The following is a 26,508-nucleotide window of genomic DNA, read 5'->3' on the forward strand; positions in this document are numbered from 1 at the left end:
GCGGGCGGATCACACTCTAGACGCCTCGTCCCCCATTGCAGAAAATGGCATTTTTTGCCATTATGGCCGGACAGGAGACCGGCCATGGCATCCATGAACATATCGCTGCCCGATCCGATGCGGGACTATGTGCAGGGTCGCATCGACGACGGCCATTATGCCAGCGTCAGCGATTACGTCCGCGCCCTGATCCGCCAGGACCAGAGCGGGATCGAGGACGAGAAGCGCTGGCTGGGCGAGCTGGACGCCTCCATCGCGGAGAGCCTGGCCGAGATGAGCGCCGATGGCGGCATCGACCTCGACCGGGCCTGCGACGCGGCGCTTGCCGAGATCGGAACGACGGGCGGCCCGTCCCGCCGGTGAGGGTCGTCCTGTCCTCGCGTGCCGCCAGCGACGTCGCGCGGATCGGCCGCTTCATCGCCCGGGACAATCCGCGTCGGGCCGCATCCTTCGTGACCGAACTGCGGGAAACGGCACAGCGGCTCGGCGACCGGCCGCACGCCTTTCCGCTGGTGCCGCGCTACGAGCAACACGGCATCCGCCGACGGTCGTGGAAAGGGTACGGCATCCTCTACTCGGTCCTCCCCGACCGCATCTTCGTGCACCGCATCGTCGGCCCCGGCCAGGATCACGACCGCGCGCTGGGCCTGAGCTGAAGGCCGGGCCGCGGAAGCAAACCTCGCCGATGCGCGGCTCCTCACGGCCGCAGCGGATGTTTCCCGGCGGTCAGCAGCAGGTCGAGCGCGTCGCGGATCAGCTCGCTCATCCGTTCGCCGGCAAGGACGGGCTGGCCCTCCATGATCGCGTCGGCGACCTTCTTGTGGTCGCGGGCGCTGGCGCGGGGGACGCCCTTATATTCGTTGGTGCGGCGGATCGAGAAGCGCAGCGTGGTGTCGACCAGCCCGGTGAACTGGCGCATGAAGCGGTTGTTGCTCGCCTCCAGCACCGCGATGTGAAAGGCGATGTCGGCCTCCAGCGCGTCCTCCTCGCCGCGGTCCGCCGCGAACATGCGGCCGACCGCGTCCATGATCGCGCGGCGCTGCGGGCCGCTGGCCGAATGTGCCGCCAGCGTCGCGGCGCGCGGCTCGATCGACATGCGGATCTCGGTGAAGTCGATCAGCAGGTCGATCGAGAAGTCGCGCTGCAGCGTCCAGCGCAGCACGTCGGGGTCGAGCAGGTTCCAGACGTCCTCGGGCTGGACCACGGTGCCGGCGCGCTTGCGGCCGAGCAGCAGCCCCTTGGCGGTCAGCATCTTCACCGCCTCGCGCAGGACCGGCCGGCTGACGTCGTAGCGCTGGCACAGCTCCGCCTCGGTCGGAAAGGGCTGGCCGGGCAGGAACGTCTGGGTGACGATCGCCAGCCCCAGGTCGTTGACGATAGTGGCGGTCAGGTTGCGGCCCTCGTCCGCCGGCGCGCGCCGGCCGGTGCCCTCCCGCCCCTCTGGCTTCATCGCTTCCATGCCCCTAGCCTATCCGACACACCGGCCCCACGCCACTACCGTGCTGCTGCCCTTTCGGGACATCGGCATGGCCACCTTGCATGATTGGCCGGTCATTCCCCTACACCCATGTCGTTGCTATGGTGTTCCATGGTAAGTCCCGGGGGGGGTCATGAAGCTCTTTCTTGTTGCGCTCGTCGTCACGAGTGCGCTCACGAGTGTGGCATATGCTGCGGACAAGCCGGCGATCGGTCCGGCGCCTGCCTGGGTGAAGCCTGTTGTTCCGCTCCCTCCGCCCGCAAAGCCGGACGAAGCGCCGGTCCGCATCCTGCTGTCCGACCAGCAGATCGCCCTGGAGCCTGGACGACAGACGATCTACTCTGAAACATTGCTGAAGATTCAGACGCCGCAGGGATTGGCGGCCGGCAACATCTCGCTGCCCTGGCGCCCCGACACCGACGTCCTGACGGTCCACAAGCTCCTGATCCGCCGGGGCGATCAGACCATCGACGTGCTCAGGTCGGGCCAGACGTTCACGGTCCTCAGACGCGAGCAGAACCTGGAAAGCGCAACGCTGGACGGCGTCCTCACGGCCAATATCCAGCCTGAGGGTTTGCAGGTCGGCGATACGCTCGAGCTTGCGGCGTCGGTATCGTCGAGCGATCCGACGCTGAAGGGGCATGTCGAGCAGATTGCAGGGTCCTGGAACGACTTTCCAATCGGGCGGGCACATCTGCGCATGCAGTGGCCGACCAGCCTGCCGGTGCGCCTTCGCCAGACCGCTTCCCTGCCCGCATTGAAGCCGGTGAAGACGGGCGACACCGCTGCCGTCGAGCTCTCGCTCGACAATCTGGAACCCTTGGTTCCGCCGAAGGGGGCGCCCCTGCGCTACCGGACCGGGCGCCTTGTCGAGGTGACGGATTACGCCTCCTGGACCGATCTCGGAGCGCTCATGGCGCCCTTGTACGAGAAGGCGGCCCAGATCCCGGCGACAGGTCCGCTCCGTTCGGAACTGGACCGTATCCAGAGCCTCTCGGCAGACCCTGAAGTCCGCGCCGCAGCCGCGCTCGCGCTCGTTCAGGACAGAGTGCGTTATGTTGCACTCGCGATGGGCGCAGGCGGCTATGTCCCCGCCGATGCAGAGACGACATGGTCCCGCCGATATGGCGACTGCAAGGGCAAGACGGCGCTTCTCCTGGCGCTTCTCCACGCCATGGGTATCGCGGCGGAACCGGTCGCGGTCAGCACCACGTACGGCGACGGCCTGGATGCACGTCTGCCGATGGTGGAGCTGTTCAATCATGTGTTGATCCGGGCATCCATTGCCGGACAGACGTACTGGCTGGACGGCACGAGGACGGGCGACACGGGCCTAGACAGGCTGACCACCCCCAATGTCGGCTGGGGTCTTCCTCTCGTCAAGAAAGATGCGGCGCTCGTCCGGATGGTCCCCGAGCCGCTGGCGATCCCAACGCAGGACACCTCGATTCGCATCGATGCGAGTGCCGGCATCTCTGCCCCCGCGCCGACGAGGATCGTGATGATCCTGCGCGGGGACGACGCGATCGGGATGAGCGCAGTTCTCGCAAATCTCGCTGGCGAGGCGCGCGATCGGGCGCTCAGGGACTATTGGAAGGATCAGTACGACTTCATCGACGTAAAGACGACCAGCTCCGTCTTCGACCCGAAGACCGGCGAGCAGCGCCTGACGATGGAGGGCGTCGCCAAGATGGATTGGTCGAGCGGCTCCTATCAGACCGACGGCACGAGCGTAGGATACCGCGCCGATTTCAATCGTGATCCAGGCCCGGACCGGGACGCCCCCTTCGCCATTCCCTATCCCACCTTCGCGCGTACGACAGAGACCATCATTCTCCCGAAGGGGCGCGGCGACTTCAAGCTCGGGACAGGGCTCGAGGTCGACCAAACGACCGCAGGCGTACAGTATCGCAGGCACGCGGGCATCAAGGACGATGTTTTCACGATCGAGAAGACGGAGCGCAGCGTCGCGCCCGAGTTTCCGGCGAAGGATGCGCCGGCAGCCCAGGCCGCGCTACGGACGCTGGCGGAGCGTACTGCCAATCTGCGCAAGCCGCTTGGCTATGAACGGTCCGAAGCGGAGGTCGCAGCCGCCCGCGCGAGCACGCCATCGAACGCGTTCGAATATGGCAGCCGGGCCAGTCTTTTCGTCGATCAAGGCATGCGGAAGGAGGCGCTGGCAGATTACAGCAAGGCCATCGAACTCGACCCGACCAGCTTCTGGGCCTTGTCCAATCGTGGCATCACGCGGATTCAGGAAGGCGATCTGGCCGGCGCGCGCGCCGACCTCGACAAGGCGGAGTCGCTCGACCCGACCTATGTGCAGATCTTCATCGGCCGGGGCATGTTGGCCGATGCAGAACATCGTCCGAAAGACGCCATAGACGCCTATACGAAAGCGCTGCAGCGGGAGCCCGACAATGGGTATGCGCTGGTCCAGCGAGCAGCCGCCTATGCTGCACTCGGCGATCGAGACAGAGCGATTGCCGACCGCACCGCAAAGGTAAATGCCGACATGGCGGCAAATCCCGACACCGCCTTTCCCTATCTCGATCGGGGCAACCTGATGCTCGACATCGGGCGCTTCGACGACGCGATCAGGGATTTCGACAAAGCCCTGTCGTTCGAACCGAAGAATGCCCTGGCCTTGGCGGACCGGGGAATGGCCCAGGCATGGAAGGGAAACCTGGACGCCGCATCGAACGACCTGGACGCCGCCTTCGCCATCGACCCGAAAAATGTGGTCGCATTGCGCGGGCGCGGTCTCGTCGCGCAGCGGAAGGGAGCGTGGGGCGATGCTGTCGCGGCGTATACATCGGCCCTGCAGCTTGAGCCATCGAGCAGCTTCGCGCTGGGTCATCGCGCCGAGGTGGCGCGCGCGACCGGCGATAACGAGGCTGCCCTACGCGATGCAGCGGCAGCGATTCAGCAGCAACCCGACTGGATCGATCTCTACCTTCTGCGCGCGAATATCCTGCGGAGCCAGGGCAAGCAGGACGAGACGCTCGCCGAGGCGAGGGCCGTCACCGCTGCCAACCCCGGCAACAACTACGCCTATGTGGTAGCTGCGACCATCTACAGTGTCCTGAACAGGAACACCGAAGCGATGGGGGCGTATGACAAGGCCATAGCGCTCAAGCCCGAGGCATATGTCTACCTCAATCGCAGCATGCGACGGCCCAGGACGGATATCGCAGGTCGCCGGGCAGATCTCGACGCTGCCCTGAAGCTTGAGCCGGGTTTCACAGCGGCCATCGCGGAAGAGGCGAGTCTGCAGGCAGACAGCGGTAACCTGCCGGAAGCGATCTCGACCTATTCATCCGCTCTCGCGAAGACGCCAGACGATCTCTACATGCTCATGGGACGCGGTATCGCCTACGCGCGCGCAGGTGACATGGTCCATGCCGAAGCCGACTTTCAACGGGCAAGAGGCAAGGCATCCGAACCGTTTATGTTCAACAACATGTGCTGGGCAAAGGCGACCGCCGGCGTGGCACTGCAATCGGCACTGGCCGACTGTGATGCGGCACTCGCCAAGGCACCCGACATGGCCGGCTTTCTCGATAGCCGGGGCCTGGTTCTGCTCCGTTTGGGTAGGCTCGATGACGCCATAGCCGACTATGACAAAGCGCTGGCAAAGGGCCCCAGCCTGTCCTCATCGCTGTTCGGCCGGGCGGTAGCATGGGCGCGAAAGGGCGATCCGGCAAAGTCCGAGAGCGATGCTGCGGCGGCCACGAAAATCGATCCGGGCGTTCGGGCAGACTTCGAACGCTATGGCATCAAACTGTAATCATGCTGGTCGAGCTAGCATTCCGTCCTCGGTTGGAACCAGTCCCGTACAGCGCATGACCCCGAACCGCAGCCGCGTCTCCGCGCGATAGAGGGCGCCGGGGTCGAGGCGGGTGGTGGGGAAGTCGGGGCGGTTGCAGGCGTCGGGCCAGGCTTGCGCTTCCAGGCAGAGGCCGGTGTGGGGCTGGGGCAGCCAGCCGCCCGTGTAGAGCTGCAGGCCGGGCTGGTCGGTGGTGACGGTCAGGGTGCGGCCGCTGGCGGGATGGTGGAGCCACGCCGCCTCGCGCATTCCCCGGCCGGGCAGGCCGTAATTGTGGTTATAGCCGCGGCCCAGGCGCAGTTGCTCATCATCCACCGCCAGCGCCTCGCCGATCGGGCGGCTCCGCGTGAAGTCGAAGGGGGTGCCGGCGACCGGCTGCGGCGTGCCGGGCAGCTGGGCGGGGTCGACCGGCAGATAGGCGTCGGCGGCGATGCGCAGGTGATGGTCGGCGATACTGTCGGGGCCGTCGGCGCGGCCGGACAGGTTGAAATAGCCGTGCGAGACGAGGTTCACATGGGTCGGGCGGGTCGTCGTCGCGGTGTAGACGATCGCCAGCTCGGTGCCGGTCAGGGTGAAGGCGGCGGTGGCGGTCAGCGCGCCGGGATAGCCCTGGTCGCCGTCGGGGCTGTGGTGGCTGAGGATGACGTGCGTCGCGTCCGCTTCTACCAGCTCCCACAGCGCGCGGTCGAAGCCGAGGGGGCCGCCATGGCGCTGGTTGGCGCCCTCGTTGGCGGCGAGCGGGTAGCGGATGCCGTCGAGGGTGAAGGCGGCGCCGGCGATGCGGTTGGCGACCCGGCCGCAGGTGGCGCCGAGATAGGCGCCACCCCCCTGCCCCGCCTCGACCAGGTAATCCGCCGGATCGTCGAAGCCGAGCAGGACGCGGGCGGGGCGGCCGTCGCGATCGGGCGCGTCGATCCGGGTCAGGCGCGCGCCATAGTCGGTGAGGCGGACCGTGACGCCGCTGGCACCGGTCAGGGTGAAGAGGCGGGGGGTGGGCACCTGTGCTCCTCTATCCTTCCTCGTCATTCCCGCGCAGGCGGGGATGACGGCAGGGGTGATGGCTCCCCCCTCCCCTCACCGCACCCGCGTCAGGATCATCCCCACGCCCTGGAAGTCGCCGCGCAGCGTCAGGTCGACGCCGTGGTTCATCCAGTAGGCGCCCGACGCCTGGGGCGGGATGGTGGCGGGGAGCGGGGTCGCGTCCATCGCCTCGATCCGGTAGCGGGCGTCGGGGTCGAGGCCGCGCAGCGTGATCGTCGGCATCACGTCGAACTTGTGGGTCGATCCGATCAGGGTGAACAGCGCCGCCTGGCTCTTGTCGGCCGCGACATAGAGGTTGGTCCAGCGCGCGTCCGCCTCGTCCGCGCGGTTGAGGCGATAGAGGTCGCCGCGCTGCACCGTCTCGCGGATCCGCTTGTACGAGGCGACATAGTAGCGCGCGGTCGCCATCTCCGCCTCGCCCCATTTGTTCAGGTTGGTGCCGATGCCCAGCCCCCCCTGCATCGCCGACAGGAAGCGGAAGGACAGGGTCGTCTGGCGGTTGTTGACCCAGTTGGGGCTGTCGGTCACCCACGCCATCATCGCGGCCGGCGCATAGGCCTGGGTGAAGCCGTCCTGGATCATCAGCCGGTCGAACGGGTCGGTATTGTCCGACGGCCAGACCTGGTCGGTGCGCGACATGATGCCGAGGTCGACGCGGCCCCCGCCCCCGGAACAGCTCTCGATCTCCAGCCCCGGATGGCGTTTCCGCAGCTCGTCGATGATCCAGTAGAGATTGCGGACATAGGCGACGTAGATGGTCTGCTGGTCGTTCACGTCGGCATCGGGCCAGCCGGGTTCGGACCAGTTGCGGTTATAGTCCCATTTCAGAAAGGCGATGTCGTTCTTGGTGACGAGGTCGTCGAGGACCTGGAGGACATGGTCGCGCACGTCGGTCCGCGCGAGGTTCAGGACCAGCTGGTTGCGCCCCTCGGTCTGTGGCCGCGCCTTGAACTGCATCGCCCAGTCGGGATGCGCGCGATAGAGGTCGCTGTCGGGGTTTATCATCTCGGGCTCGACCCACAGGCCGAAATCCATGCCGAGCGATTTGACCCGGTCGATCAGGGGCTTCAGGCCGTTGGGGAACTTGGTCGGGTTGACCGTCCAGTCGCCCAGGCCCGCCTTGTCGCTGTTGCGCGCGCCGAACCAGCCATCGTCCATCACGAAGCGCTCGACGCCCAGTTTCGCGGCCCGCTCGGCGAGCGCCAGCTGCCCGGCCTCGTCGACCTTGAACTCGGTCGCCTCCCAGCTGTTGTAGAGGACCTTGCGCAAGGGGGGCAGCTTCTGCCCCTCGCGGTGCGGCAGGATCTGCTCGCGCTGGAAGCGGTGGAACAGGCGCGAGGCGCCGCCCCGCCCCTCGTTCGAGAAGCCGGTGTAGAAGATCGGCGTCGCCATCGTCGCGCCGGGCCGCAGGCGATAGGCGAAGTCGAACGGGTTGTAGCCGCCCGTCACCCGGATGCGGCCGGTGACGTCCTGGTCGAAGGTCATCCGCCACGACCCGCTCCACGCCAAAGCGCCGATCCAGGCGGGGCCGTTCTCTTCGGTGGTGTCGCCGCGGGTGATGGTGAACCAGGGATTGTTCTGGCTGCCGGTCGAGCCGCGCCGGCTTTCGAGCACGGTCGAGCCGGCGGTCAGCGCGCGGTCCTGCAGCGTCCACTCCGCCGCCCAGCGCCCGGTCGAGTAATGGAGGCGATAGTCATAGGCGACCGGCAGCGTGTAGCCGGCGCCCGCCGCCTGGTCGACGCGAACGTCGGTCTGCCCACGGTTCTCGATCGTCGCGGTGCGCGCGATCACCCCGGTTTCGGGATCGATGCGATAGATCAGCGTGACCCAGAGCGGCCGGTCGAGGTCGCTCAGCGTCACCCGCACCTCGTCCTTGGCGATCTGGTGGCTGCGATAATAGAGGACCAGGTCGCGGTTGCCGTCGGCATAGGTGACCTTCAGCGCCGGCTCGGCATAGAGGCCCCCGCCCTGCCCCGCATATTCCTGCGGCACGACGTTCGCCGCCACGTCGAACCCCGACAGGCCCGACAGCTCGGGCGCGGCGAGCGGCGCCTTGTCGGGCAGGCGCTTGCCCCAATAGACCGACTGGAGGATGCCGGACGCGTTGATCTTGAACGCGTAGGTGACCTCTCCGCCGTCGAGCCGGAACATCTTGTTGGCGGCATCGTAGCTGGCCTGTGCGGCCGCCATCCCCGGCACCATCCCCACCCCGGCCAGCAGCATCGCCCGCAACAGTTTCCGCATCGTCCTCAACCTTCTGTGTCGTTGGTGATCGTGTAGCCGGACGACGGGAGGAGCGGAAGTGTTATGTAATATATATAGCTGCTACGCGTCGACGTGTCGACATGTCGGGCGGATCTGTGCCCCGATCCGGGAAGGCCGGATCAGCAGGGCGACCCGCCATCCTGGTTGCCCGACAGCGTGTAGTTATAGGTCCGCGCGCCCGCCTGGCTGGTCGGGTCGCAGGCCGTGGCCGATCCGGTCCGCGGCGTCGCGCCCTCGATCCGGACGCTATAGGGGAAGCGGGTGCCGGTCACCGGCCGGCCGTTCACCTGCCAGCCCAGCGTCTCGTAGACATAAGGGGTCGCGGTGACGGCGAGGTAGAGGCTGGTGCCGGCGGACGGCGCCAGCGTCGCGGTGGCGCTCCCCTGCCCGACGACCGCGGCGAGCGGCGCATAGGTCGGCCGGCCGCTGGCATCCACCGCCACCAGGGTGAAGCGCCACGCCGCCTGGTTGGCGGTCGTGCCCCCGGTCAGCGTCACCTTCACCTGCGCGGCCGAGGGTGTCAGCGGCACCAGGTGCGTGCCCCATTGCAGCAGCGGGCGCTGCGCCGGCGGAGCCCAGGTCTGGCCGTCGCTGCCGCTCGCCGCCAGGGGCGTGTAGAAGTGCGCCAGCCAGGTGGTGGTGCGGGTCGCACGCAGCTGGTCGAGCATGGCGCGCTGGTTCTGGAAGTCCATCGCCGCCAGCCGCGCGCCGTACCAGCCGGCATCGTCGGCGAACGAGGCGAAGCCGTTGGGATAGACCCCCGCCGCCTGTGCCAGCCGGACAAAGGCGGGCAGGTAATCCTCCTGCGTCGCCCCGTTGGCGTCGCGCCGGTTGCGCAGCCAGGTGCCGAACACGAACGGCCGGGTGTCGTCCTTCTCGAACAGATAGGTGAAGATCGGCCAGGCGCCGTAGCGCGCCGGCGAGAACAGGAAGCCGTTTTCCAGCTGGTTCAGATAGGCCGCGCCGAAGCCGTCGAAGCTGGGGCTGAGCGCGACGGCGTTCCATTCCGCCCCCGTCTCCCAGATCATGCCGGCATCGCCCTTGTCGCGGAAGCCGCCCGAATAGAACTGGATCATGTGGCCGAGTTCATGGACCACGGCGCTCGCCCCCTTGGTGACGGCCCAGGCCGATATCGCCATCGTCTCGGCCGCGCTGGCGCCGCAGTCCGACAGGTCGTCGCCGCTCGTCACCGGGCGGCCGGTGCCGCACAGATAGATGTCGAGCTTCTGCCGGTCGGCCGCGTCGGCGAACGGCATCGGCGCGCCCAGCACGTCGCGGTTGATGAGCCACGCCGCCTCCAGCCACGCGCCCGTCTCGCGCAGCACCTGATCCATGCCGCGCCCCTGCCCGGCGATCGCGGTATAGAAGCTGCCCCGGGTGTCGCCGCCATACCAGATCGCGAAATGCTGGGTCTGATAGACGCTGATCCGGCCCTGCTGGACCAGCGCGGCGGTGGACTGGCCGCTACGCTCGACCAGCCGGTAGCTGGCGGTATCCGGCACCGACGCATGCGCCGCGACCTGCGCATCGATCAGCGCGCGGTCGGCATCGGCGAAGCTCTCGGCGCGGAACTGGCGGCGACAGCCATCCTCCAGCTCGAGGATCACGGTCCGCCGCGCGTCGCCATAATCCTCGCCATAAGCCTGGACGAGCCGCGCCTGGAAGGGCGCACCGACGGCGGTGCCCGGCGTCTCGAGCGGATAATTACGCTCGGTGGTGGCGAGCGGGGTCCAGCTGCGCAGGTCGGCACGGCCCCAGGGTTCGCGCTGCGACCGGCTCTGGCAACCGAGCGTCGTCGCGGCGGGCGTCGGCGTGGGCGTGGGAGCGGGCGTCGGGGTGGGGACGGCCCCGGTCGGCGGTGCCGCGCCGTCCCCGCCGCCCCCGCATCCTGCCAGGAGCGCCAGCAGTGCCGTCCCCGAAACCAAAGCCTTGCGCACGCTGTCCTCCTGTCCCCGCCCGGCGGGCATCATAGGCAGGAGGACCGGCCGATCGATGAACGGCGGGACAGGTTTTCAGCATTGATCGGAACCGCTTACAGACGGCAGCGGCCTGTATGGCGATATGCCTGCCCCGTCTGTACCCTTGACCGGGAGGGCTGCGATCCGGGCGACAACCGATCCGGATGCTCGACACGTAGACTTGTAGACACGTCAGAATGCCGATGCCCCATCCGCGTCCGGCAGTTCGCACCGAGGCGACGAAGGGCGTTCTGGCGGCTTGCCGGTCGCGCTCTAGATCTGCCCAGCCGCTACCAGTCGGCCCAGCACGGCGTTCACGCGGGTCTGCCAGCCGGGCCCGCTGCCGCGCAGATGCTCGACCGTCGCCGCATCCAGGCGAATCTTGACCTCCACCTTGGGAGTTTCCAGTTTCGGACGGCCGCGCCGTGACGGCGTCATGCCGGCCATGAACGCCGCATCCAGAGACGGGTTGTCGTCATGGATCTCGGGATCAAATTTGGCCATGGTAGAACCTCACCTCGTGCTTGGCGGCAGGACGCAGGCTGATGGCAAGCACCGCATTCTCGTGAGAGCCTTCGGCGAACACCAGCACGTGCAGGCGATCGCCGATCAAACCCAGCGCAACGAACCGGACCTCTCCGTAATCGAAACGGTCATCCTCTCGCTCCAACGCCGTGTCCCAATCGAAACCTTCCGCACCCGCAGCGATATGCCGTGCTTGGCGGCGTTGACGCGGTCCTTGGCCGGGTCAAACTCGATCTCCATGAGTTTTCGTACACCCATTTAATGGGGTTGGCAATGACTGTCGTACGCCCTGATCCTCGACCTGTAGACATGTCTACAGGTCAGAAGGCCGGTGCCACCTCCGCGTCGGGCAGCTTCGCGCCGAGGCGGCGGGCGATTGCAGGGGCGATGGCGCGCATGTCGACGACGCCGAGGTCGCGACCGGGCGCGATGCCGGGGCCGGCGACGATCAGGGTCGAGCGCATCGCCGGGTCCGACGGGAGATAGCCGTGCATGCCCTTGTAGACCGCGGGAGCCTCTATGGCCGCGGCGGGATCGCGGCCGGTCTGGGCGCCGGGCCGGAACGCGACGAAGAAGCTCGCCTCGCTGGCGCCGCCTGCCTTTGCGAGTTCGGCGCGGTCGAGGATGCGGGCGATGTGGTAGCGGGGATCGGCCGCCATCGTCGCCAGCAGGGCGCGCGTCCGGGCGAGCAGGGCTGCGTCGTCGGGGCGGGCGAGGCGGATCGCGGCGGTGCCGCCCGCCAGCCAGGGCATTGCCTGCCACGACGCGACCTTGCCCTTGGCATCGAGGGTGATGAGCCCGGCCTCGATAAAGGGGCGGAACAGGTTGATGTCGGTCGAGACGGCCGAGAAGCCGTGGTCGGACACCAGCACCACGGTGACGTCGGGCATCGCCGCACGCGCGGCCTTCACCAGCTGGCCGACCAGCGCGTCGGTCGCCTGGATCGCGGCGTTCGCGCCCGGCGAGCCAGGGCCATCGGCGTGCTCGGCATGGTCGATCCCGGCGAGATAGACGGTGGTCAGCTGCGGCTTTTCCGCCAGCAGCGCGCTGGCAAAGCGGACGCGCTGCGCGTCGCCCGCGACGCTCTCGTCGATCCCCTGCGGATAGGGGGCGCCGACCTGTTTCTCCAGCCGGGCGACAAGGCCCGGGGTGGCGAGCGCGGTCAGCAGCTTGGCGTCGTCGGCGGTGCCGGTGCGCCAGATCTGCGGCAGGTTTTCATCGATGCCGGTCGCACCGACCGAGACCGGCCAGTGGATGTTCGCGGTCCTGAGCCCCGCGGCGTGCGCGGCCTGCCACAGCGTCGGCACGCGGATATCGGCCGCGTACCAGTACCAGCCGGTCTGGTTCTTCTGCTCGGGATCGAAGGTCAGGTTGTTCGAGATGCCGTGTTTGGCCGGTGACACGCCGGTGATGAGCGTGGTGTGGCTGGGATAGGTGAGGGTGGGCAGCACGCCGACCACCCCCTCGGCATGCGCGCCCTCGGCCGCCAGCGCGGTGAGGTGGGGGAGGGCGAGGCCGCGTGTCCGCGCCTGCGTGACGTCGCCGGGTCGGAGGCCGTCGAGCGAAATGAGGAGGACGGGGGAGGCGTGCGCCGTGGTGGGGGAGGCGGTGGCGGTCAGGAAGGCGGCGAGGGTGAGGGCAATGGCTTTCATCGTGCTCCCGCGCAGGCGGGAGCCCAGTGCCTGCGCCGCGGCACGTCCGCGCGGGTGCCGAAGATACTGGGTCCCCGCCTGCGCGGGGACACGGGGGGCGGGGGCGGGGGCGGGGTGCGGGTGGGTCACTGCTGTCGTCCTGGCTGGGGGCTGGGATGATGGTCGCGCGAAGACGCGAAGACGCTAAGGGGTTCGCGCAGAGGCGCTGATGGCGCAGGGAAGAAGGGGTGTTCACGCGGAGACGCGGAGACGCGGAGGGTGTCGCGCCTCGCCGCGCCAGCGGCCCTCCATCACCGGCCGGCGATGGAAGAGGGTGCGCTGCCGCGCACGAGACAGTCTCCGCGCCTCCGCGTCTCCGCGTGAACACCCCTCTTCTTCCCTTCGCGTCTCCGCGTCTTCGCGCGAACACCCCTTCTTCCGCGCGAACGAACGTTCAGAACCCGCGACGCAGCGTCACGAACCACTGGCGCGGGGCGCCCGCCAGCAGCGTCTGGTTGTCGCCCGAGGCGGTGTAGCCGTTGGTGCCGATCGTCGAGATGTACTTGGCGTCGGTCAGGTTGGTGACGCTGCCCTCGATCGCCAGCCCCTCCAGCACGCCGCCCATGCCGGTCAGGCGATAGCCGATGCTGGCATCGACCAGCAGCCGGTCGCCGACCGAACGGTCGTTGAGGTAGTTGAAGAACCGCTTCGACATATAGTCGCCGCCCACGCGGGCGAAGAACCGGTCGTCGTCATAGACGATCTCGCCCTTGGCCATGTGCTCGGGCGTGTCGACCACGGTCTTGCCGGCGGTCGGCTGGAGCACGGTGCCCGCCGAGTTCACCACATCGTCCTGATAGGTCGCCTTGTTGTACGAATAGCTGGCGAAGACGGTCAGCGGGCGGAACATGCGGTAGCTGGCGGCGAGTTCGGCGCCGTAGCTCTCGACATTGCCGGCATTGTTCAGCGTCGGCGGATTGCCCTGGATGCCCGAGCCGTTGGCGAAGGTGAGCAGGCGGTTGGCGAAGTCGACATAATATCCGACCGCCGACAGCTGGAGCCCGCTGACACGCAGCCGCACGCCGCCCTCGACCGTCTTCGACGTCTCGGGCTTCAGGGTCGAGCGGATGGCGTTGAACCCGGCCTGGGTCGTCGCGAACGGGCCGGTCGTCGCCGAGGAGACGAAGGCGCGCATATTCTCGGTATAGCTGGCAAAGACCTCCGCCCCGCCGCCCAGCCGGAACAGCGCGCCGACCTGGGGCAGGAACCAGTCGCGCGCCTGGATCCGGCCCGCCACCAGCGAGCCCGTCAGCAGGTTGGCGCTGTTCTTCACCTGCATCCCCTTCCACCCGCCGCTCAGGGTCAGGCGGCCGAGGTCGAGCGTGTCGGCGACATGATATTGGAGCGTCTCGGTATCGTATTTGCCGTTCCACTGGGTGAAGAACGAGCCCGACTGGAAATCACGGACGTTGCGATTGGGCGTGGTGCCATCGACCATGCCGTAGAAGCGGCGCGCTTGGGTGAAGCCGTTGCTCTCGTACCAGCCGCCCAGCTCCAGCCGGTTGGCGCCGGTCTCCAGCGTCAGGCGCGTCAGGTTGCCGGCGCGGTCGATGCCGTACTCGGTGGTGCGGAAGGAGAGGGGGGGAGGCGGCGCCGATCGTGCCCCCGCTGCCGTCTGGGACGCCGGCCGGCGTGCCGACATAGGGGGTGACCCACGACCCCTGGCCCTTGTTGTGGTGGTAGTAGCTGGTCGAGACCAGCGCCAGCGCGTCGGTCAGCTTCGCGTCGAACGTCACGCCGCCCAGCCAGTCGCGGCGCACCCCGGCCGCGTCGTAATAGGCATCGTCGACGCTGCCGAACCCGGCCGGATAGGTATAGCCGACCCCGGCCCAGGGCGGGGTGAAGCCGGTCGTCGCGCCACCATTGGCGGCCTGGTACGCGGCGATCGCGGCGTTGTTCTGGTAGATCTTGCCGATCCGCGCGGCGAGCGCATAGTCGTTCGAGATATTGTCCGCCCGCAGGCCGCGGCGCGCGATGATGTCGAGGCTCAGGTCCTGATAGTCGTTCTCGCGCCGGTCGGAGAAGTTGACGAAGCCGGTGATGCTGCCACGCTCACCGAAATCCTGGACCAGCTTGGCATTGACCTGGTGCTGGCGCTGGACGCCGTAGCCCTTCCACTTGTCGGTCGTCAGGAACCCGTAGCTGAGATAGCCCTTCAGCCCCCCGCCGATATCGCCGCTCTCGGCGCGGACGAAGGCGCGGATCGTGTCGTTGCTGCCATAGGTGCCCGACGCGACCAGGTCGGCAGTGTCCGACGGCGCGCGGCTGGTGAACTGCAGCGTGCCGCCCAGATTGCTGGTCGAGGCGGTGCCGAGCGCGCCCGCCCCTTGCGCGACGGTGGTCGCGGCGAGATTCTCCGAGATGGCGGCGCGGCTGATATGGAGGCCGTTGACGTTGCCATAGCTCATGTCGCCGAGCGGCACGCCGTCGAGCGTGAAGCCGAGCTGGTTCTGGTTGAAGCCGCGCAAGGAAATGCGGGTCGACCACTCGTACGCGCCGAACGCGTCGGCCGACTGGAAATTGACGCCGGGCAGCTTGGCGACCGCCTTCAGCGGCGAGGTGCCGGGAGTCAGGCGCTCCATGTCGGCCGCGGTGACGGTCTGCACCTGGCGGGTCTGGCCAAAGCCCAGGACGACGATCTCGCCGTCGGCGGGGGCGGGGGCATCTGCCGGAGCCTCGACTGACGCCTCGGGCGCGGCCATGTCGCGCATCTCCTGCGCGACCGCGGGTGCGGCGAGCCCCGATACGGACAGGGCCGTGGCGGCGACGCCGAGCATCAGCCAATTGCGTGCGATCATCGTGACTTCCCCCTTGGCGGCGTGTTTCGCCGCACCTTCGGGGGCGCCCCTGATCGCCGACGGTTACACGCCCGCGACGATGCCGCGACGGTTCGGTGACGGAACCGGATGATACCCAAGGAGCACGACACCAGGCATATACATGTCTACGCCTTGACACGTCGAAATGTAGACATCGTAAAGTCAGGGGTCGTCCCTAGAACAGATGTCCATGACTCTCGATTTGTAGGTTTTTACAGTGTGTTGCGGCTTTGCAACGGATCGAGGATTTCCGCCACGCAGGGTTGATAGTCGGTCAGCATTGGTGTCCTTTGCCCACATTACAGTATTGTTAAAAGGGTTATGCCGCATGTGTGATCTGAATTGGCGCCTCGGCTGCGCCATGGTGGCGATGGCGACGGCGCTGGCGGTTACGCCAGCGATGGCCCAGCAGCAGACGCCCCCAGGCACCGGCGACAATCTGCCGCTTCCGTCCGAGCCCTCCGCCCAGACCGACGCGGCGCCCGCCGACGGCAGCACCGACGGCGAGATCGTGGTCACCGGATCGCGCATCCGTCGCCCCGATTTCGACACGCCCAGCCCGGTCATCTCGCTCGGCGCCGCGACCATCCAGCAGTCCGGCACCACCAACCTGACCGACTTCCTGACCGGCTTCCCCGCGCTGCAGGGATCATCGACCTCCGCCGACAATTCGGGCAGCCGCGCCGGGATCGGCGGCACCGGCCTCAACCTGCTCAACCTGCGCAACCTGGGTACTGAGCGGACGCTGGTGCTAGTTGACGGACGCCGTCACGTCGCCGCGGTGCCGGGCAGCCAGTCGGTTGACATCAACACCCTGCCCATCGACCTGGTCGAGCGGGTTGACGTGCTGACCGGCGGTGCGTCGGCGATCTACGGCGCCGACGCGGTGACCGGCGTCGTCAACTTCGTGCTGAAGAAGGATTTCGAGGGCCTGTCGGCGCGAGCGCAGGCAGGCATCACCGAATATGGCGATGCCGGCAAGCGCCTGATCGGCGTGACCTTGGGCAAGAATTTCGCGAGCGGTCGCGGCAATGTCGCCCTGGCGTATGAATATGGCGAGGACAGCCGGCTACAGGCGCGCAACCGCCGCCAGTTCACCCGCGAGGGCCTGACCGGCTTCTACCGCAACCCGGCCGATCCCGAGTTCCAGTCCGACTATACCGGTGGCGCGAGCAACGGCATTCCCGATCGCATCCCGACCCGCGACCCGCGCTACAACGATACCGCGCGCGAGGGCGGCATCGACGTCGATTTCGACGGCCAGCCCGACTATATCGTCAACGCTGCCGGCCAGCTGGTCCCGTTCGACATCGGCACGGTGATCCAGCCCGGTACCTCGACCGGCGGCAACGCCACCCGCGTCGCCGATTACCAGAACGACCTGCTGCCCGACATCAAACGCCACGTCGTCAACCTGATCGGCCATTACGACGTCTCGCCGGCGCTGACGCTGTACGCCGAGGGCAAGTACGCCAACGTCAAGTCGTTCACGCTCGGCCAGCCCTCTTTCGACTATTACCTGCAGATTGCCGACGACAACCCCTATCTGCCAGCCGCGTTGGTGGGGAATGGCGGCGTGCTGGTGACCCGCGACAATTTCGATATCGGCCAGCGCGGCGAGCGCATCGAGCGCGAGACGTTCCGCAGCGTGGTCGGCGCGCGCGGCGCCGTGTCGGAGCATGCGAACTACGACGTCTATTATGAGTTCGGCCAGACCAACGTCGTCAGCAACTATATCAACGACGTCTATGACGACCGCTTCCTCGCTGCGATCGATGCAGTGCGGAACCCCGCCAACGGCCAGATCACCTGTCGGGTGAATCTGGACTCGACCGCGATCCCCGACCAGCCCTATACCGACCGCTACACCGGCGCGCCGGTGACGTTCCGGCCGGGCGAGTGCGTGCCATTCAACCTGTTCGGCGACAATGTCGCCAGCGCCGCGGCGTTCGATTTCGTGCGCGCCAACACCCAGGATCGCTCGCGCATCCGCCAGCAGGTGGTGAACGCATCGCTGTCAGGCGATTTCGGCCAATTCTTCGAGCTGCCGGGCGGTCCGGTCGGCTTTGCGGTCGGCGGAGAATATCGCAAGGAAGAGAGCCGCTTCGTCCCCGATCCCATCGCCGCGCAAGGGCTGACCTTCACCAACGCGCTGGGCCGGGACGAAGGATCGTTCGACGTCAAGGAGGCGTTCGGCGAGTTGAACGTGCCGCTGTTCCGCAACGTGCCGTTCGCGCACCGGCTGGAGCTGGGTGCGGCCGCGCGGGTGTCCGACTATTCGACGATTGGCACCACCACGACCTGGAAGGTCGACGGCACCTGGGCGCCGGTGCGTGACCTGACCTTCAACGGCACTTATTCCAAGGCGGTGCGCGCGCCCAATATCGGCGAGCTGTTCGGCGCCCGATCGCAGACCTTCCAGTTCATCACCGACCCGTGCGACCGCACCGAGATCCAGAACGGCACCCAGTACCGTGCGGCCAACTGCCAGGCGCTGCTGAGCGGGCTGGGCGTGACAAATCCGGCAACCTATGTCGATGCGCGCACCGCCAATATACCCGGCTTCAGCGGCGGCAATCTGGGGCTGCGCGAGGAGGAGGCGACGACCTGGACGGCGGGCGCGATGCTGCAGCCGCGCTTCCTGCCGGGCTTCACGCTGCGTGCGGACTGGTACGACATCCGTCTGAAGAACGCGATCAACACGGTGACGGCCGAGCAGGTCGCACAGCTGTGCGTCGACCAGCCGACACTGGACAACCCGTTCTGCGGACTGGTGACCCGGACCAACACCGCCACCAACACGGCGGATATCGGCAACATCACCAGCTTCAGCGTCGCGCCGCAGAATGTCGCCCGGTTTGCGACATCGGGCCTCGACGTCAACCTGAACTATCGGCTCGACGCCGGATCGATCGGCCGGTTCAACCTACGCGTGATCGGCAACTACCTGAACAAGCTGGAGTTCTTCGGCACGCCAGGCGCCGACGTGACCAACAGCCGGGGTGAGGCGTTCGCACCGAAATACACCGTCAACACCGACCTGACCTGGCAGCTGGGCAACGTCACGGTGAATTACGGCCTGTCTTGGTTCGACAAGACGCTGCGCTACAGCAACCAGGTGACGCAGGGTAATCCGGACATCGTCGCGCCGCAGTATCTGTACCTGAAGGAGCTGTGGCAGCACGACATCTATCTGAGCGTGGATGCCACCGACCGTTTCCAGTTCTTCGGCGGCGTCAACAACGTGTTCGGACAGAAGCCGGAGATCGCCACCAGCACCTATCCGGTGTCGGCGCTCGGCCGCTATATCTTCGTCGGCGCGCGAGTGAAGCTGCCGACGCTCTGACCGGTCTATTCCGTTCGCTCCGGTCGGTGGCCGGGCGAACGGGATTTTTGTGTCGGCATGTCGACACGCAGACATGTCAGATCATCACCCGCTCCACCTCGTCGAGCGTCACTTGGTCCGAGCGGCGGTCGTAGAGCTGGGTCGTGCGTGTCGACGCATGGTTGGCCATGGTCGCGGCGCGTTCCAGCGTGCCGCCATTCTTCAGATAGGCGGTGATCCCGGTCGCGCGGAAGCTGTGGTTGCCGATGCGGGTGCCGATCCCGGCCGCGTCGGCACGGCGCCGGACCATCTGGTACGCATTGGCCTGGGGCAGGGGGGTGCGGCTGAGCCGGCCGGTGCCGCGCGCGACGGTGCGGAACAGCGGACCCTTGCGGTCCTCGGCCAGGCCGCAGCCGTCGATATAGGCGTGGAGATACTCGTCGAGATTGTGGTGGCAGGGCATCTCGTGCCGCTTGCCGCCCTTCTCGTGCAGACGCACCCATAGCCGGCGGTTCTGAACGAACACGTCCTCGACCCGCATCGCCAGCGCCGCGCCGACCCGCGCGAAGCTGTAGACCATCAGCGCGATCAGCGCGCGGTCGCGCAATCCTATACATGTCGACGTGTCGATATGGTCGAGCAATGCGCGCGCCTCGTGCGGGTCGAGCACCGGCGTCTTGCCACGCCGCTGGCTATAGGCGGGGCCGCGCACCGAGACGGCGGGGTTCTGGGGCACGACCTGGCAGCGGACCAGCCAGTCGAACAGGTGGCGCACCGCCGCCAGCCGCTGCTTGACGGTGGGGACCGAGACGGTGCGGCCCAGCTCCTCGATCCAGGCGGCGACGTGGAGCGGCTGGATCTGGGCGAGGGCGGTCACCCCGCGCGCGGCACACCAGTCGAGGAAATCGCCGACCCCGCGCGCATAGGCGCGCCGCGTGTGCGGGTTGCGGATCGTGGCGGCGAAGAATTCGAGGAAATGGCGCTGCGCATGCGGGTCCGCCGCGGCGACGATCGCGGGCAGGGCGAGGGTAGGGGAGGCGAGGGGGGCGAGCGCGGTCATGGGGGCAGGCAGCAGGATGACGCATCGGTGCGGCGATGGCAATCCTACATGTCGACTTATCTATGTGTCGACATGTAGGCGTGTTGATGATGACCGCTATCCCCGCGGCCGGTCACGCAGGACCATCGGCCGGATCCGCACCGCCAGGCTGATGACGAACGGCCAGAACCAGGTATTGGCCATGTCCGACAGCGTGTCGCTCCAGCGCATGCCATAGGCGAGATAGTCCATCGTCTCGTTGCCCAGCTCCGCGACGACGACCACCGCGAAGGGGATGAAGGTGCCGAGCGACCGCCCGGTGACGACCCGCACCGCGAGCAGGATCGCGAGCCCGGCATGAATGTGGAGGATCGCATCGGGCAAGCCGGTGCCGTCGCCGATCCACAGGATGAACTGATGGTAGAGGGCAGGAATGTCCATGCCGACCGCCAAGGCGGATCATGGCGCGGAAAGCAAGCGCGGGCGGGATGGACGGGGCAGAGGGAGGCGGTGAGCTCCCTTTGTCATGCCGGGTTCGTCCCGGCATCCACCGGTCCGCGTACGATCAGGCCTCTGCGTGCATGGGCGGGTGGATGCCGGGACGAGCCCGGCATGACGGAAAGCGCGGACCGATGGTCTCGCGAAGGGACCATGACGTGAGGAAGAAAGGCTTTACGTGAAGACGCGCAGACGCCCGAGGTAGCACCGCATTAACCTCTTTCGACTAGCCCGGCAGCGTCATGACGAGCGCCTCTCGCAGAGCGGACACCGCCATTCCCGACCGTCCGGTCGCCGGGGCGGGTCCGGCGCGCGACAAGCGGGTGGTGCGGCTGCACTGCTACCTGCAGCTGGCGCTGAGCGACCTCCTGATGATCGCGGCCGCCTTCGTCGTCGCCAACTATCTGGTCAGCATGCACGCGCCGGTGCCGATCGGGCACGGCTATGTGATGCTCGGCGCGATCCTGCCGCTGTTCGCGATCCAGGCCTGCGCCAACGGCACCTACGGCGCCGCGACGCTCGACGACGCGCGGCTGGGGACGGTGCGCGCGGGACGGGCGCTGGCGACCGCCGGCGCGGGGATGCTGCTGGTCGGCTATATGCTGAAGGCCAGCGGCGAGTTTTCGCGCGGAGTGTTCGGCATCGGCTTCGCCGCGGCGTTCGTGCTGATGATCGTCGCGCGCCGGCTGCTCCGCCCGCAGCTGACGCGGATGCTGGGCGGCGCGGCGCACACCACCGTCGTGATCCGCGACGGCGCCGGCTATGTACCGCAAGGGGCCGAGATCGTGGTGACCGCCGAGGCACTGGGCTTCGACCCCGAGACCGCCGACCCGCGCGCCTGGCACCGGCTGGCGCACGGCATCGCCCATGCCGACCGGATGGTGGTGGCCTGCGAGCCCGAGCGCGCGGCCGCCTGGGCGCCGGTGCTGCGATCGCTGGCGGTCGACGGCGAGATCCTGACCGACGTGCGCGACGCGCTGGGCGCGGTCGGCATGGGGCGGCTGGGCGAGCGGCGCACGCTGATCGTCAATTACGGCTCGATGACGCTGTCGGCGCGGATGGCCAAGCGGGCGTTCGACATCACGGTATCGCTCGTCGCACTGGCGCTGCTGGCACCGGTGCTGGCGATGGCGGCGCTGGCGATCCGGGTGGACAGCCCCGGGCCGGTGCTGTTCCGACAGGAGCGGATCGGCCGCGGCAACCGTATCTTTTCGATGTGGAAGTTCCGCAGCATGTATGTGGGCGACGCCGATGCCGAGGGCACGCGGCTGACCGGGCGCGGCGACACGCGGGTGACGCGGGTCGGCGCCCTGATCCGCCGCACCTCGATCGACGAGCTGCCGCAGCTGTGGAACGTGCTGAAGGGCGACATGAGCATCGTCGGCCCGCGCCCGCACGCGCTGGCGGCCAGGGCGGCGGACCTGCTCTACTGGGACGCCGACGCCCGCTATCGCGAGCGTCACGTCATCAAGCCGGGGATGACCGGGCTGGCACAGATCCGCGGATTTCGGGGGAATACGGTCGCGCTGGCCGATTTGACTGACCGGCTGCAGGCCGACCTGGACTATGTCGGCGACTGGTCGCTGCGTCGCGACGTGGCGATCATGCTCGGCACGCTGAAGGTGATGCTGCACCCGAATGCCTATTGAGGGGTCAGGGTAGCGCCGCCTCGAGCACCCGCGCCGTCGCGTCGGCCGCACGGGCCCAGGTGAAACCGCGTGCGTGCGCATGCCCCTGTGCGGCGATCGCCGCCTGGCGGGGGGAAAGCGGCACGCACCCGGCCGCCATCGCGCGGATCGCGACGACCCACCCGTCACGGTCGTCCGGCGACACAAAGGTCAGCGGCACATCGCCTGCCACCTCGACCAGCGCCGGGGCGGTGGAGGCGAGGACCGGGGCGCCGGCGCGCATCGCCTCCAGCAGCGGCAGGCCGAAGCCTTCGTGGCGCGAGGGGACGATGACGAAGCCGGCGCTGGCGTAGAGCCCGGCAAGCTCGGCATCGGCGATACCGCGGCGGATCGTCAGGCCGGGTACAGGAGCAAGGTCGATCGAGGAGCGCAGGTCGTCGGCCGGCGTCACCAGCACCAGCCGCCAGTCAGGCAGCGCGGCGCGGGCCCAGGCATCGAGTAGCAGCGGCAGGTTCTTGTGCGCCTTGGCCGCGGCGACGACGAGCGCGAACCGCTCGCGCGGAGCAACGGGATCGCCCGAGCCTGCGCCGAGATGATCGATGCCGTGATGGACGACGCTGGCCGCGCGGGGCGGGCCGAGGCGGGCGGTGAACGCACCGTGTGTGAAGCGGCTGACAAAGACGACGTGCGCGGCGTCGCGGCGAATCTTGGCAAAGGTGCGCGCCGCCAGAACGCGCCGGAGACGCGAGGTCGGAAAGGCGGGATCGAGGTGGATCAGGTCGTGGACGGTCGCGACGAAGCGGCCGCGCCAGCCGAGCGGCACCCAGTAATTGGTGAACCAGGTCAGGTCGTACCGCCGCGCCAACAGCGGCAGGCGCAGCTGCTCGGCGAGGGAGAAGGGGCGGATCGGGCTGGCGCGGACCGTGACGTTCGCGTGGGGGGCCATGACCTCTCCCGCGCGTACCGCGTCGGCGGGCGCCACCAGCAGGGTGAATGCCGCATCCGGCATCCGCGCGGCGACGGGCGGCAGGATGTTGCGGACGTAGCGGCCGATCCCCGAGCCCCATGGCAGGCGGGCATCGACCAGGATGCGGCGGTCGCTCACGCGGGCAGGGCGGGGGTAGCGACGGGTGCGGGAAGCGCGATGCCGTGCTCGGCGAGTACCCGGGCCATGCCGGCGCGGAACGCCTGGGGGGTGAAGCGGGCGGCATTGGCGAGGCAGGCGGGGGTGCAGCGTGCCTCCAGCCCGGAAGCCTCGAAGGCCAGGATCGCGTCGGCGAGGCCGGCCGCACTGTCGTCGGTATAGAGAAGGCCGGTTTCGCCATCGACCACCGTCTCCAGCGCCCCGCCGCGGGCGAGCGCGACGACCGGGCGGCCCGATGCCTGCATCTCGACCGGCACCAGGCCGAAATCCTCCTCGCCGGGGAAGAGCAGCGCACGGGCGCGGGCCATGTGGTCGCGCAGCACCGCGGCCGGGGCGCGGCCGAGAAAGGTGACGTGCGCGCCGGCATGGCGCTTCAGCCGGGCCATCTCCTCGCCGTCGCCGATCACCACCAGCTTGCGGCCGAGCGCGGTGCAGGCAGCGATCGCCAGGTCGGCGCGCTTGTAGCCGACCAGCTCGCCGCACCAGAGATAATGGTCGCCCCGCGCCTCCTGGTCGACAGGTCGGAATGTCGACGCGTCGACAGGCGGATGGACGATGACGGCCTCGCGGCGCCAGAACCGGCGCACGCGGCCGGCGACGAAGGCGGAATTGGCGACGATCGCGTCGGCACGCTGGGCCGAGGCGGCGTCCCAGATCCGCAGATAATGCGCGAAGACCGGCATCAGCGCGCGGGTCAATCGGCCGGCGCGGGCGCGATAGGCGTGGTAGCCGTCCCAGATATAGCGCATCGGCGAGTGGCAATAGACGATCTGGACCGCGCCGGGGCGCAGGATCGCGCCCTTGGCCGGCCCCGATTCCGAGCAGAGGACAAGGTCGTAGCCGGTCAGGTCGAGCGCCTCGATCGCCAGCGGCATCAGCGGCAGATAGCGTTTGTACCAGCGTGCGGCGAACGGGAGGCGGCCGACGAAACTGGTGCGGATATTGTGCCGACGCAGCTTCTCCGACAGCCGCTCGGCCGCGAGCGCGTGGGTGTAGATATCGGCGTCGGGGAAGAGGTCGCACAGCGCCTCCAGCACCCGCTCCCCGCCGCGCATGCCGACCAGCCAGTAGTGGACGATCGCGACGCGGGGTGGGATCGCCAGCTCCACCCGATCGGATGGGGCTTCGGGGACAGGATCGGCGGGCGGCATCATGCGGGTCATTGCAACTGCCCGGAACGATGGCAAGAAGCGGGTCTGTCCCGTCGATCGGAACCTCGATGCCACCCGAGTTCGTCGTCTATCTGCCGGTCCGCAACGGCGGCCACCATGTCGACCTGGCGATCGGCAGCGTGCTGGCCCAGTCGCATGCCCGCTGGCGGCTGGTGATCCTGGAGAATGCCAGCACCGACGGCACGCCCGAGCGGCTGGCGCGGTGGGACGACCCGCGCATCAGCATCGTCCCCGCCGATCGCCCGCTGTCGATGTACGAGAACTGGCACCGCGCCCATGACCTGATGGGACAGGAGGATCCGGCGACGCTGGTCACCATCCTGGGGCATGACGACGTCTTCCACCCCGATTTCCTCACCGACATCGCCGGGCTGGTGCGCGACCATCCGGACGCCTCGCTCTATCACACGCTGTTCGACATGATCGACGAGAATGACGGCCGCATCCGCCCATGCCGGCCGGTGCCCGAGCGCGAGAGCTGGATGTCGATGCTGGGCAGCATGCTGTGGTATCTTCGCGACAGCTTCGGCACCGGCTATGTGTTCCGGGCAGGCGATTACCGCCGGGTGGGCGGCATTCCCGACCTGCCGATGCTGTTGTTCTCCGACTGGCTGGTGTTCGTGCGGCTGGCACGACTGTCGTACAAGGTGTCGACGCTGTCGAACCGCTTCTCCTATCGCCGCCACCTGGCCAGTACCTCGGGCACGCCCAGCCGCGAGAAGCATGCCGCGCACCTGGTCGGCATGTGGCACTTCATCCGGCTGGTGCGGACCGAGTTCGCCGAATTCGCGACCACCGATGCGGGCCGCGCCGGCATCGCCGCGCTGCTGGCGCGCGAGCTGTCGCTGCTGACCGTGCCGATCATCCGGCGCAACTTCTCGGCCGAGAACCGCGTGAAGCTGGACGAACTGCTCGCCATCTATGACGAGGCGGCGGACGGGGTGCCGGCGAGCACGCTGGTCGGCCAGCCCTATCGCCCGGCGCGCGTCTTCGTCACCATCCGGCGGTTCAACGCGGCGCAGGAATATCTGCGCTATCACTGGTGGGGGCGGTTCCGGCGTTAACCATTAGGTGTCGGCGGTCATGCGAAGGTCCTCGAAATGACGACACCCTTTCTGGTGATCCTGCCCGTTCGCAACGGCGGCGCCTATGTGCGCCAGGCGATCGCGAGCATCGTCGGGCAGAGCGATCCCGATTTCCGGCTGGTGGTGCTGGAGAATGCCAGCGAGGACGATACCGTCGCCATCGTTCGGTCGTTCGCCGATCCGCGGATCGAGGTCGTGCCGGCGCCGCGGCCGTTGTCGATCGACGAGAACTGGGCCCGCGCGAAGGACGTGGTGGCGCAGGTGGCCGGGGACACGCTCGTCACCTTCCTGGGCCATGACGACTATCTGTACCCCGATTTCATTGCCCGGATGCGCGCATTGGCGCAGTCCGATCCGGAAGCGACGCTGCTGCAATGCCATTTCGACCTGATCGACGCGGCCGGCACCCTGATCCGGCCGTGCCGTCCGATCGCGGAACAGGAATCCTGGCGCGATCTGGCCGCGATGATCGCCTGGGGGCTGCGCGACGCGTTCGGCACCGGATATGTCTTTCGTGCCGCGGACTATCTGGCGGTCGGCGGCATCCCGCCGCTGCCCGGCATCCTCTATGCCGACCACCTCCTGTTCCTGCGGCTGACGCGGCGCGGCCACAAGCGTGCGACACCATCGGTCGACTGCGCCTATCGCCTGCACGACAGCAGCATGTCCAACACCGTCAGCATCGCGCGGATCAACCAGCGACTGGAAGCATTCGCGGCGTTCGCGGCGATCCTGGACAGCGAATTCGCCGCCCTGACCGACGACGATCGCGGCCGCCAGGCGATGCTGACGCTGCTGTCGCGCGAGATGTTCGTCTTTGACGGGCCGATGGTACGGACGAGCTTCGACGCGCGCGGTCGCGCCCGGCTCGATGCCATTGCCGGGCGCATCAAGGCGCTGGGCGGATCGCGCGACGTCAGGCACTGGGCCTATCAGGCATCTCGCAGCGAGCGCCTTTGGGGCCGGACCCGACGGGCACTGGCCTATGCACGGGCGCGGATGCGGCGCTGAC

19 protein-coding genes and 1 pseudogene are annotated in these 26,508 nt (G+C 68.0%); 7 read left to right on the top strand and 13 right to left on the bottom strand.

Going from position 1 to position 26,508, the window contains the following annotated elements; translation table 11 throughout:
• The first annotated feature begins 84 nt into the window (after positions 1-84).
• On the top strand, positions 85-363 hold the full coding sequence (locus tag Q5H91_RS16235) for a type II toxin-antitoxin system ParD family antitoxin (RefSeq protein WP_305174478.1): 279 nt from the start codon (positions 85-87) through the stop codon (positions 361-363).
• Positions 360-656, top strand: coding sequence for a type II toxin-antitoxin system RelE/ParE family toxin (locus tag Q5H91_RS16240; protein WP_305174479.1), 297 nt, complete (start codon positions 360-362; stop codon positions 654-656). Before Q5H91_RS16235 ends, Q5H91_RS16240 begins: the two co-directional genes overlap by 4 nt.
• Before the next feature lie 41 nt (positions 657-697).
• Here the strand turns inward: Q5H91_RS16240 and Q5H91_RS16245 are convergent, their stop codons facing one another.
• Positions 698-1,459, bottom strand: coding sequence for a FadR/GntR family transcriptional regulator (locus Q5H91_RS16245; protein ID WP_305174480.1), 762 nt, complete (start codon positions 1,457-1,459; stop codon positions 698-700).
• Positions 1,460-1,610: 151 nt separating this feature from the next.
• Here Q5H91_RS16245 and Q5H91_RS16250 point away from each other — a divergent pair, with 151 nt between their 5' ends.
• A complete protein-coding gene (locus Q5H91_RS16250) occupies positions 1,611-5,267 on the top strand; it encodes a tetratricopeptide repeat protein (RefSeq protein WP_305174481.1) in 3,657 nt (1,218 codons plus the stop codon).
• Here Q5H91_RS16250 and Q5H91_RS16255 read toward each other — a convergent pair whose 3' ends face one another.
• From Q5H91_RS16255 to Q5H91_RS16570, 8 genes and pseudogenes are all read right to left on the bottom strand, one after another.
• Positions 5,268-6,305: an aldose epimerase family protein gene (locus tag Q5H91_RS16255; protein ID WP_305174482.1), complete on the bottom strand. Its 1,038-nt coding sequence runs from the start codon at positions 6,303-6,305 to the stop codon at positions 5,268-5,270.
• Between the two features lie 75 nt (positions 6,306-6,380).
• Positions 6,381-8,591, bottom strand: a complete 2,211-nt coding sequence (locus Q5H91_RS16260) for an alpha-galactosidase (RefSeq protein ID WP_305174483.1) — start codon at positions 8,589-8,591, stop codon at positions 6,381-6,383.
• Positions 8,592-8,731: 140 nt separating this feature from the next.
• Positions 8,732-10,549, bottom strand: a complete 1,818-nt coding sequence (locus Q5H91_RS16265) for a DUF6055 domain-containing protein (RefSeq protein ID WP_305174484.1) — start codon at positions 10,547-10,549, stop codon at positions 8,732-8,734.
• A gap of 294 nt (positions 10,550-10,843) precedes the next feature.
• Positions 10,844-11,074, bottom strand: a complete 231-nt coding sequence (locus Q5H91_RS16270) for a BrnA antitoxin family protein (RefSeq protein ID WP_305174485.1) — start codon at positions 11,072-11,074, stop codon at positions 10,844-10,846.
• On the bottom strand, positions 11,061-11,240 hold the full coding sequence (locus tag Q5H91_RS16275) for a BrnT family toxin (RefSeq protein WP_305174486.1): 180 nt from the start codon (positions 11,238-11,240) through the stop codon (positions 11,061-11,063). Before Q5H91_RS16275 ends, Q5H91_RS16270 begins: the two co-directional genes overlap by 14 nt.
• 175 nt (positions 11,241-11,415) lie before the next feature.
• Positions 11,416-12,747 (bottom strand): alkaline phosphatase family protein, encoded by a 1,332-nt coding sequence (locus Q5H91_RS16280; RefSeq protein ID WP_305174487.1) that lies wholly within the window; start codon positions 12,745-12,747, stop codon positions 11,416-11,418.
• A 433-nt stretch (positions 12,748-13,180) separates the two neighbouring features.
• A complete protein-coding gene (locus Q5H91_RS16285; protein ID WP_370655282.1) occupies positions 13,181-14,428 on the bottom strand; it encodes a TonB-dependent receptor domain-containing protein in 1,248 nt (415 codons plus the stop codon).
• Positions 14,429-15,161: 733 nt separating this feature from the next.
• Positions 15,162-15,584 (bottom strand): annotated as a pseudogene (locus tag Q5H91_RS16570) (TonB-dependent receptor); the annotation flags it as partial.
• 349 nt (positions 15,585-15,933) lie between these two features.
• Between Q5H91_RS16570 and Q5H91_RS16295 the strand changes: the two are divergent.
• Positions 15,934-18,951 (top strand): TonB-dependent receptor plug domain-containing protein, encoded by a 3,018-nt coding sequence (locus tag Q5H91_RS16295; protein WP_305174490.1) that lies wholly within the window; start codon positions 15,934-15,936, stop codon positions 18,949-18,951.
• A gap of 76 nt (positions 18,952-19,027) precedes the next feature.
• Here Q5H91_RS16295 and Q5H91_RS16300 read toward each other — a convergent pair whose 3' ends face one another.
• Both Q5H91_RS16300 and Q5H91_RS16305 read right to left on the bottom strand, forming a co-directional pair.
• On the bottom strand, positions 19,028-19,990 hold the full coding sequence (locus Q5H91_RS16300; RefSeq protein WP_305174492.1) for a tyrosine-type recombinase/integrase: 963 nt from the start codon (positions 19,988-19,990) through the stop codon (positions 19,028-19,030).
• 96 nt (positions 19,991-20,086) lie between these two features.
• Positions 20,087-20,410, bottom strand: coding sequence for a hypothetical protein (locus Q5H91_RS16305; protein WP_305174493.1), 324 nt, complete (start codon positions 20,408-20,410; stop codon positions 20,087-20,089).
• A 299-nt stretch (positions 20,411-20,709) separates the two neighbouring features.
• On the opposite strand from Q5H91_RS16305, the gene Q5H91_RS16310 reads away from it, so the two are divergent.
• Complete coding sequence (locus Q5H91_RS16310) at positions 20,710-22,116, top strand: exopolysaccharide biosynthesis polyprenyl glycosylphosphotransferase (protein WP_305174494.1); 1,407 nt, start codon at positions 20,710-20,712, stop codon at positions 22,114-22,116.
• Positions 22,117-22,120: 4 nt separating this feature from the next.
• Here Q5H91_RS16310 and Q5H91_RS16315 read toward each other — a convergent pair whose 3' ends face one another.
• Positions 22,121-23,200 carry a glycosyltransferase family 4 protein gene (locus tag Q5H91_RS16315; RefSeq protein WP_305174496.1) on the bottom strand — a complete coding sequence of 360 codons (1,080 nt, stop codon included), beginning with the start codon at positions 23,198-23,200 and terminating at the stop codon, positions 22,121-22,123.
• Positions 23,197-24,402 carry a glycosyltransferase gene (locus Q5H91_RS16320; protein ID WP_305174498.1) on the bottom strand — a complete coding sequence of 402 codons (1,206 nt, stop codon included), beginning with the start codon at positions 24,400-24,402 and terminating at the stop codon, positions 23,197-23,199. Before Q5H91_RS16320 ends, Q5H91_RS16315 begins: the two co-directional genes overlap by 4 nt.
• A 56-nt stretch (positions 24,403-24,458) precedes the next feature.
• On the opposite strand from Q5H91_RS16320, the gene Q5H91_RS16325 reads away from it, so the two are divergent.
• Both Q5H91_RS16325 and Q5H91_RS16330 read left to right on the top strand, forming a co-directional pair.
• Complete coding sequence (locus Q5H91_RS16325) at positions 24,459-25,475, top strand: glycosyltransferase family 2 protein (protein ID WP_305174500.1); 1,017 nt, start codon at positions 24,459-24,461, stop codon at positions 25,473-25,475.
• Positions 25,476-25,511: 36 nt separating this feature from the next.
• On the top strand, positions 25,512-26,507 hold the full coding sequence (locus Q5H91_RS16330; RefSeq protein WP_305174501.1) for a glycosyltransferase family 2 protein: 996 nt from the start codon (positions 25,512-25,514) through the stop codon (positions 26,505-26,507).
• The last annotated feature ends 1 nt before the right edge of the window (position 26,508 follow it).

Source organism: Sphingomonas aurea (assembly GCF_030678875.1).
Classification (GTDB): domain Bacteria; phylum Pseudomonadota; class Alphaproteobacteria; order Sphingomonadales; family Sphingomonadaceae; genus Sphingomonas; species Sphingomonas aurea.

Bases quoted from the DNA above. Each gene is read 5' to 3' on its own strand.
- Q5H91_RS16300 (WP_305174492.1), bottom strand. From the start codon at position 19,990: ATGACCGCGCTCGCCCCCCTCGCCTCCCCTACCCTCGCCCTGCCCGCG.
- Q5H91_RS16285 (WP_370655282.1), bottom strand. From the start codon at position 14,428: ATGTCGGCACGCCGGCCGGCGTCCCAGACGGCAGCGGGGGCACGATCG.
- Q5H91_RS16310 (WP_305174494.1), top strand. From the start codon at position 20,710: ATGACGAGCGCCTCTCGCAGAGCGGACACCGCCATTCCCGACCGTCCG.
- Q5H91_RS16260 (WP_305174483.1), bottom strand. From the start codon at position 8,591: ATGCGGAAACTGTTGCGGGCGATGCTGCTGGCCGGGGTGGGGATGGTG.
- Q5H91_RS16295 (WP_305174490.1), top strand. From the start codon at position 15,934: ATGTGTGATCTGAATTGGCGCCTCGGCTGCGCCATGGTGGCGATGGCG.
- Q5H91_RS16330 (WP_305174501.1), top strand. From the start codon at position 25,512: ATGACGACACCCTTTCTGGTGATCCTGCCCGTTCGCAACGGCGGCGCC.
- Q5H91_RS16305 (WP_305174493.1), bottom strand. From the start codon at position 20,410: ATGGACATTCCTGCCCTCTACCATCAGTTCATCCTGTGGATCGGCGAC.
- Q5H91_RS16320 (WP_305174498.1), bottom strand. From the start codon at position 24,402: ATGACCCGCATGATGCCGCCCGCCGATCCTGTCCCCGAAGCCCCATCC.
- Q5H91_RS16280 (WP_305174487.1), bottom strand. From the start codon at position 12,747: ATGAAAGCCATTGCCCTCACCCTCGCCGCCTTCCTGACCGCCACCGCC.
- Q5H91_RS16245 (WP_305174480.1), bottom strand. From the start codon at position 1,459: ATGGAAGCGATGAAGCCAGAGGGGCGGGAGGGCACCGGCCGGCGCGCG.
- Q5H91_RS16235 (WP_305174478.1), top strand. From the start codon at position 85: ATGGCATCCATGAACATATCGCTGCCCGATCCGATGCGGGACTATGTG.
- Q5H91_RS16325 (WP_305174500.1), top strand. From the start codon at position 24,459: ATGCCACCCGAGTTCGTCGTCTATCTGCCGGTCCGCAACGGCGGCCAC.
- Q5H91_RS16250 (WP_305174481.1), top strand. From the start codon at position 1,611: ATGAAGCTCTTTCTTGTTGCGCTCGTCGTCACGAGTGCGCTCACGAGT.
- Q5H91_RS16270 (WP_305174485.1), bottom strand. From the start codon at position 11,074: ATGGCCAAATTTGATCCCGAGATCCATGACGACAACCCGTCTCTGGAT.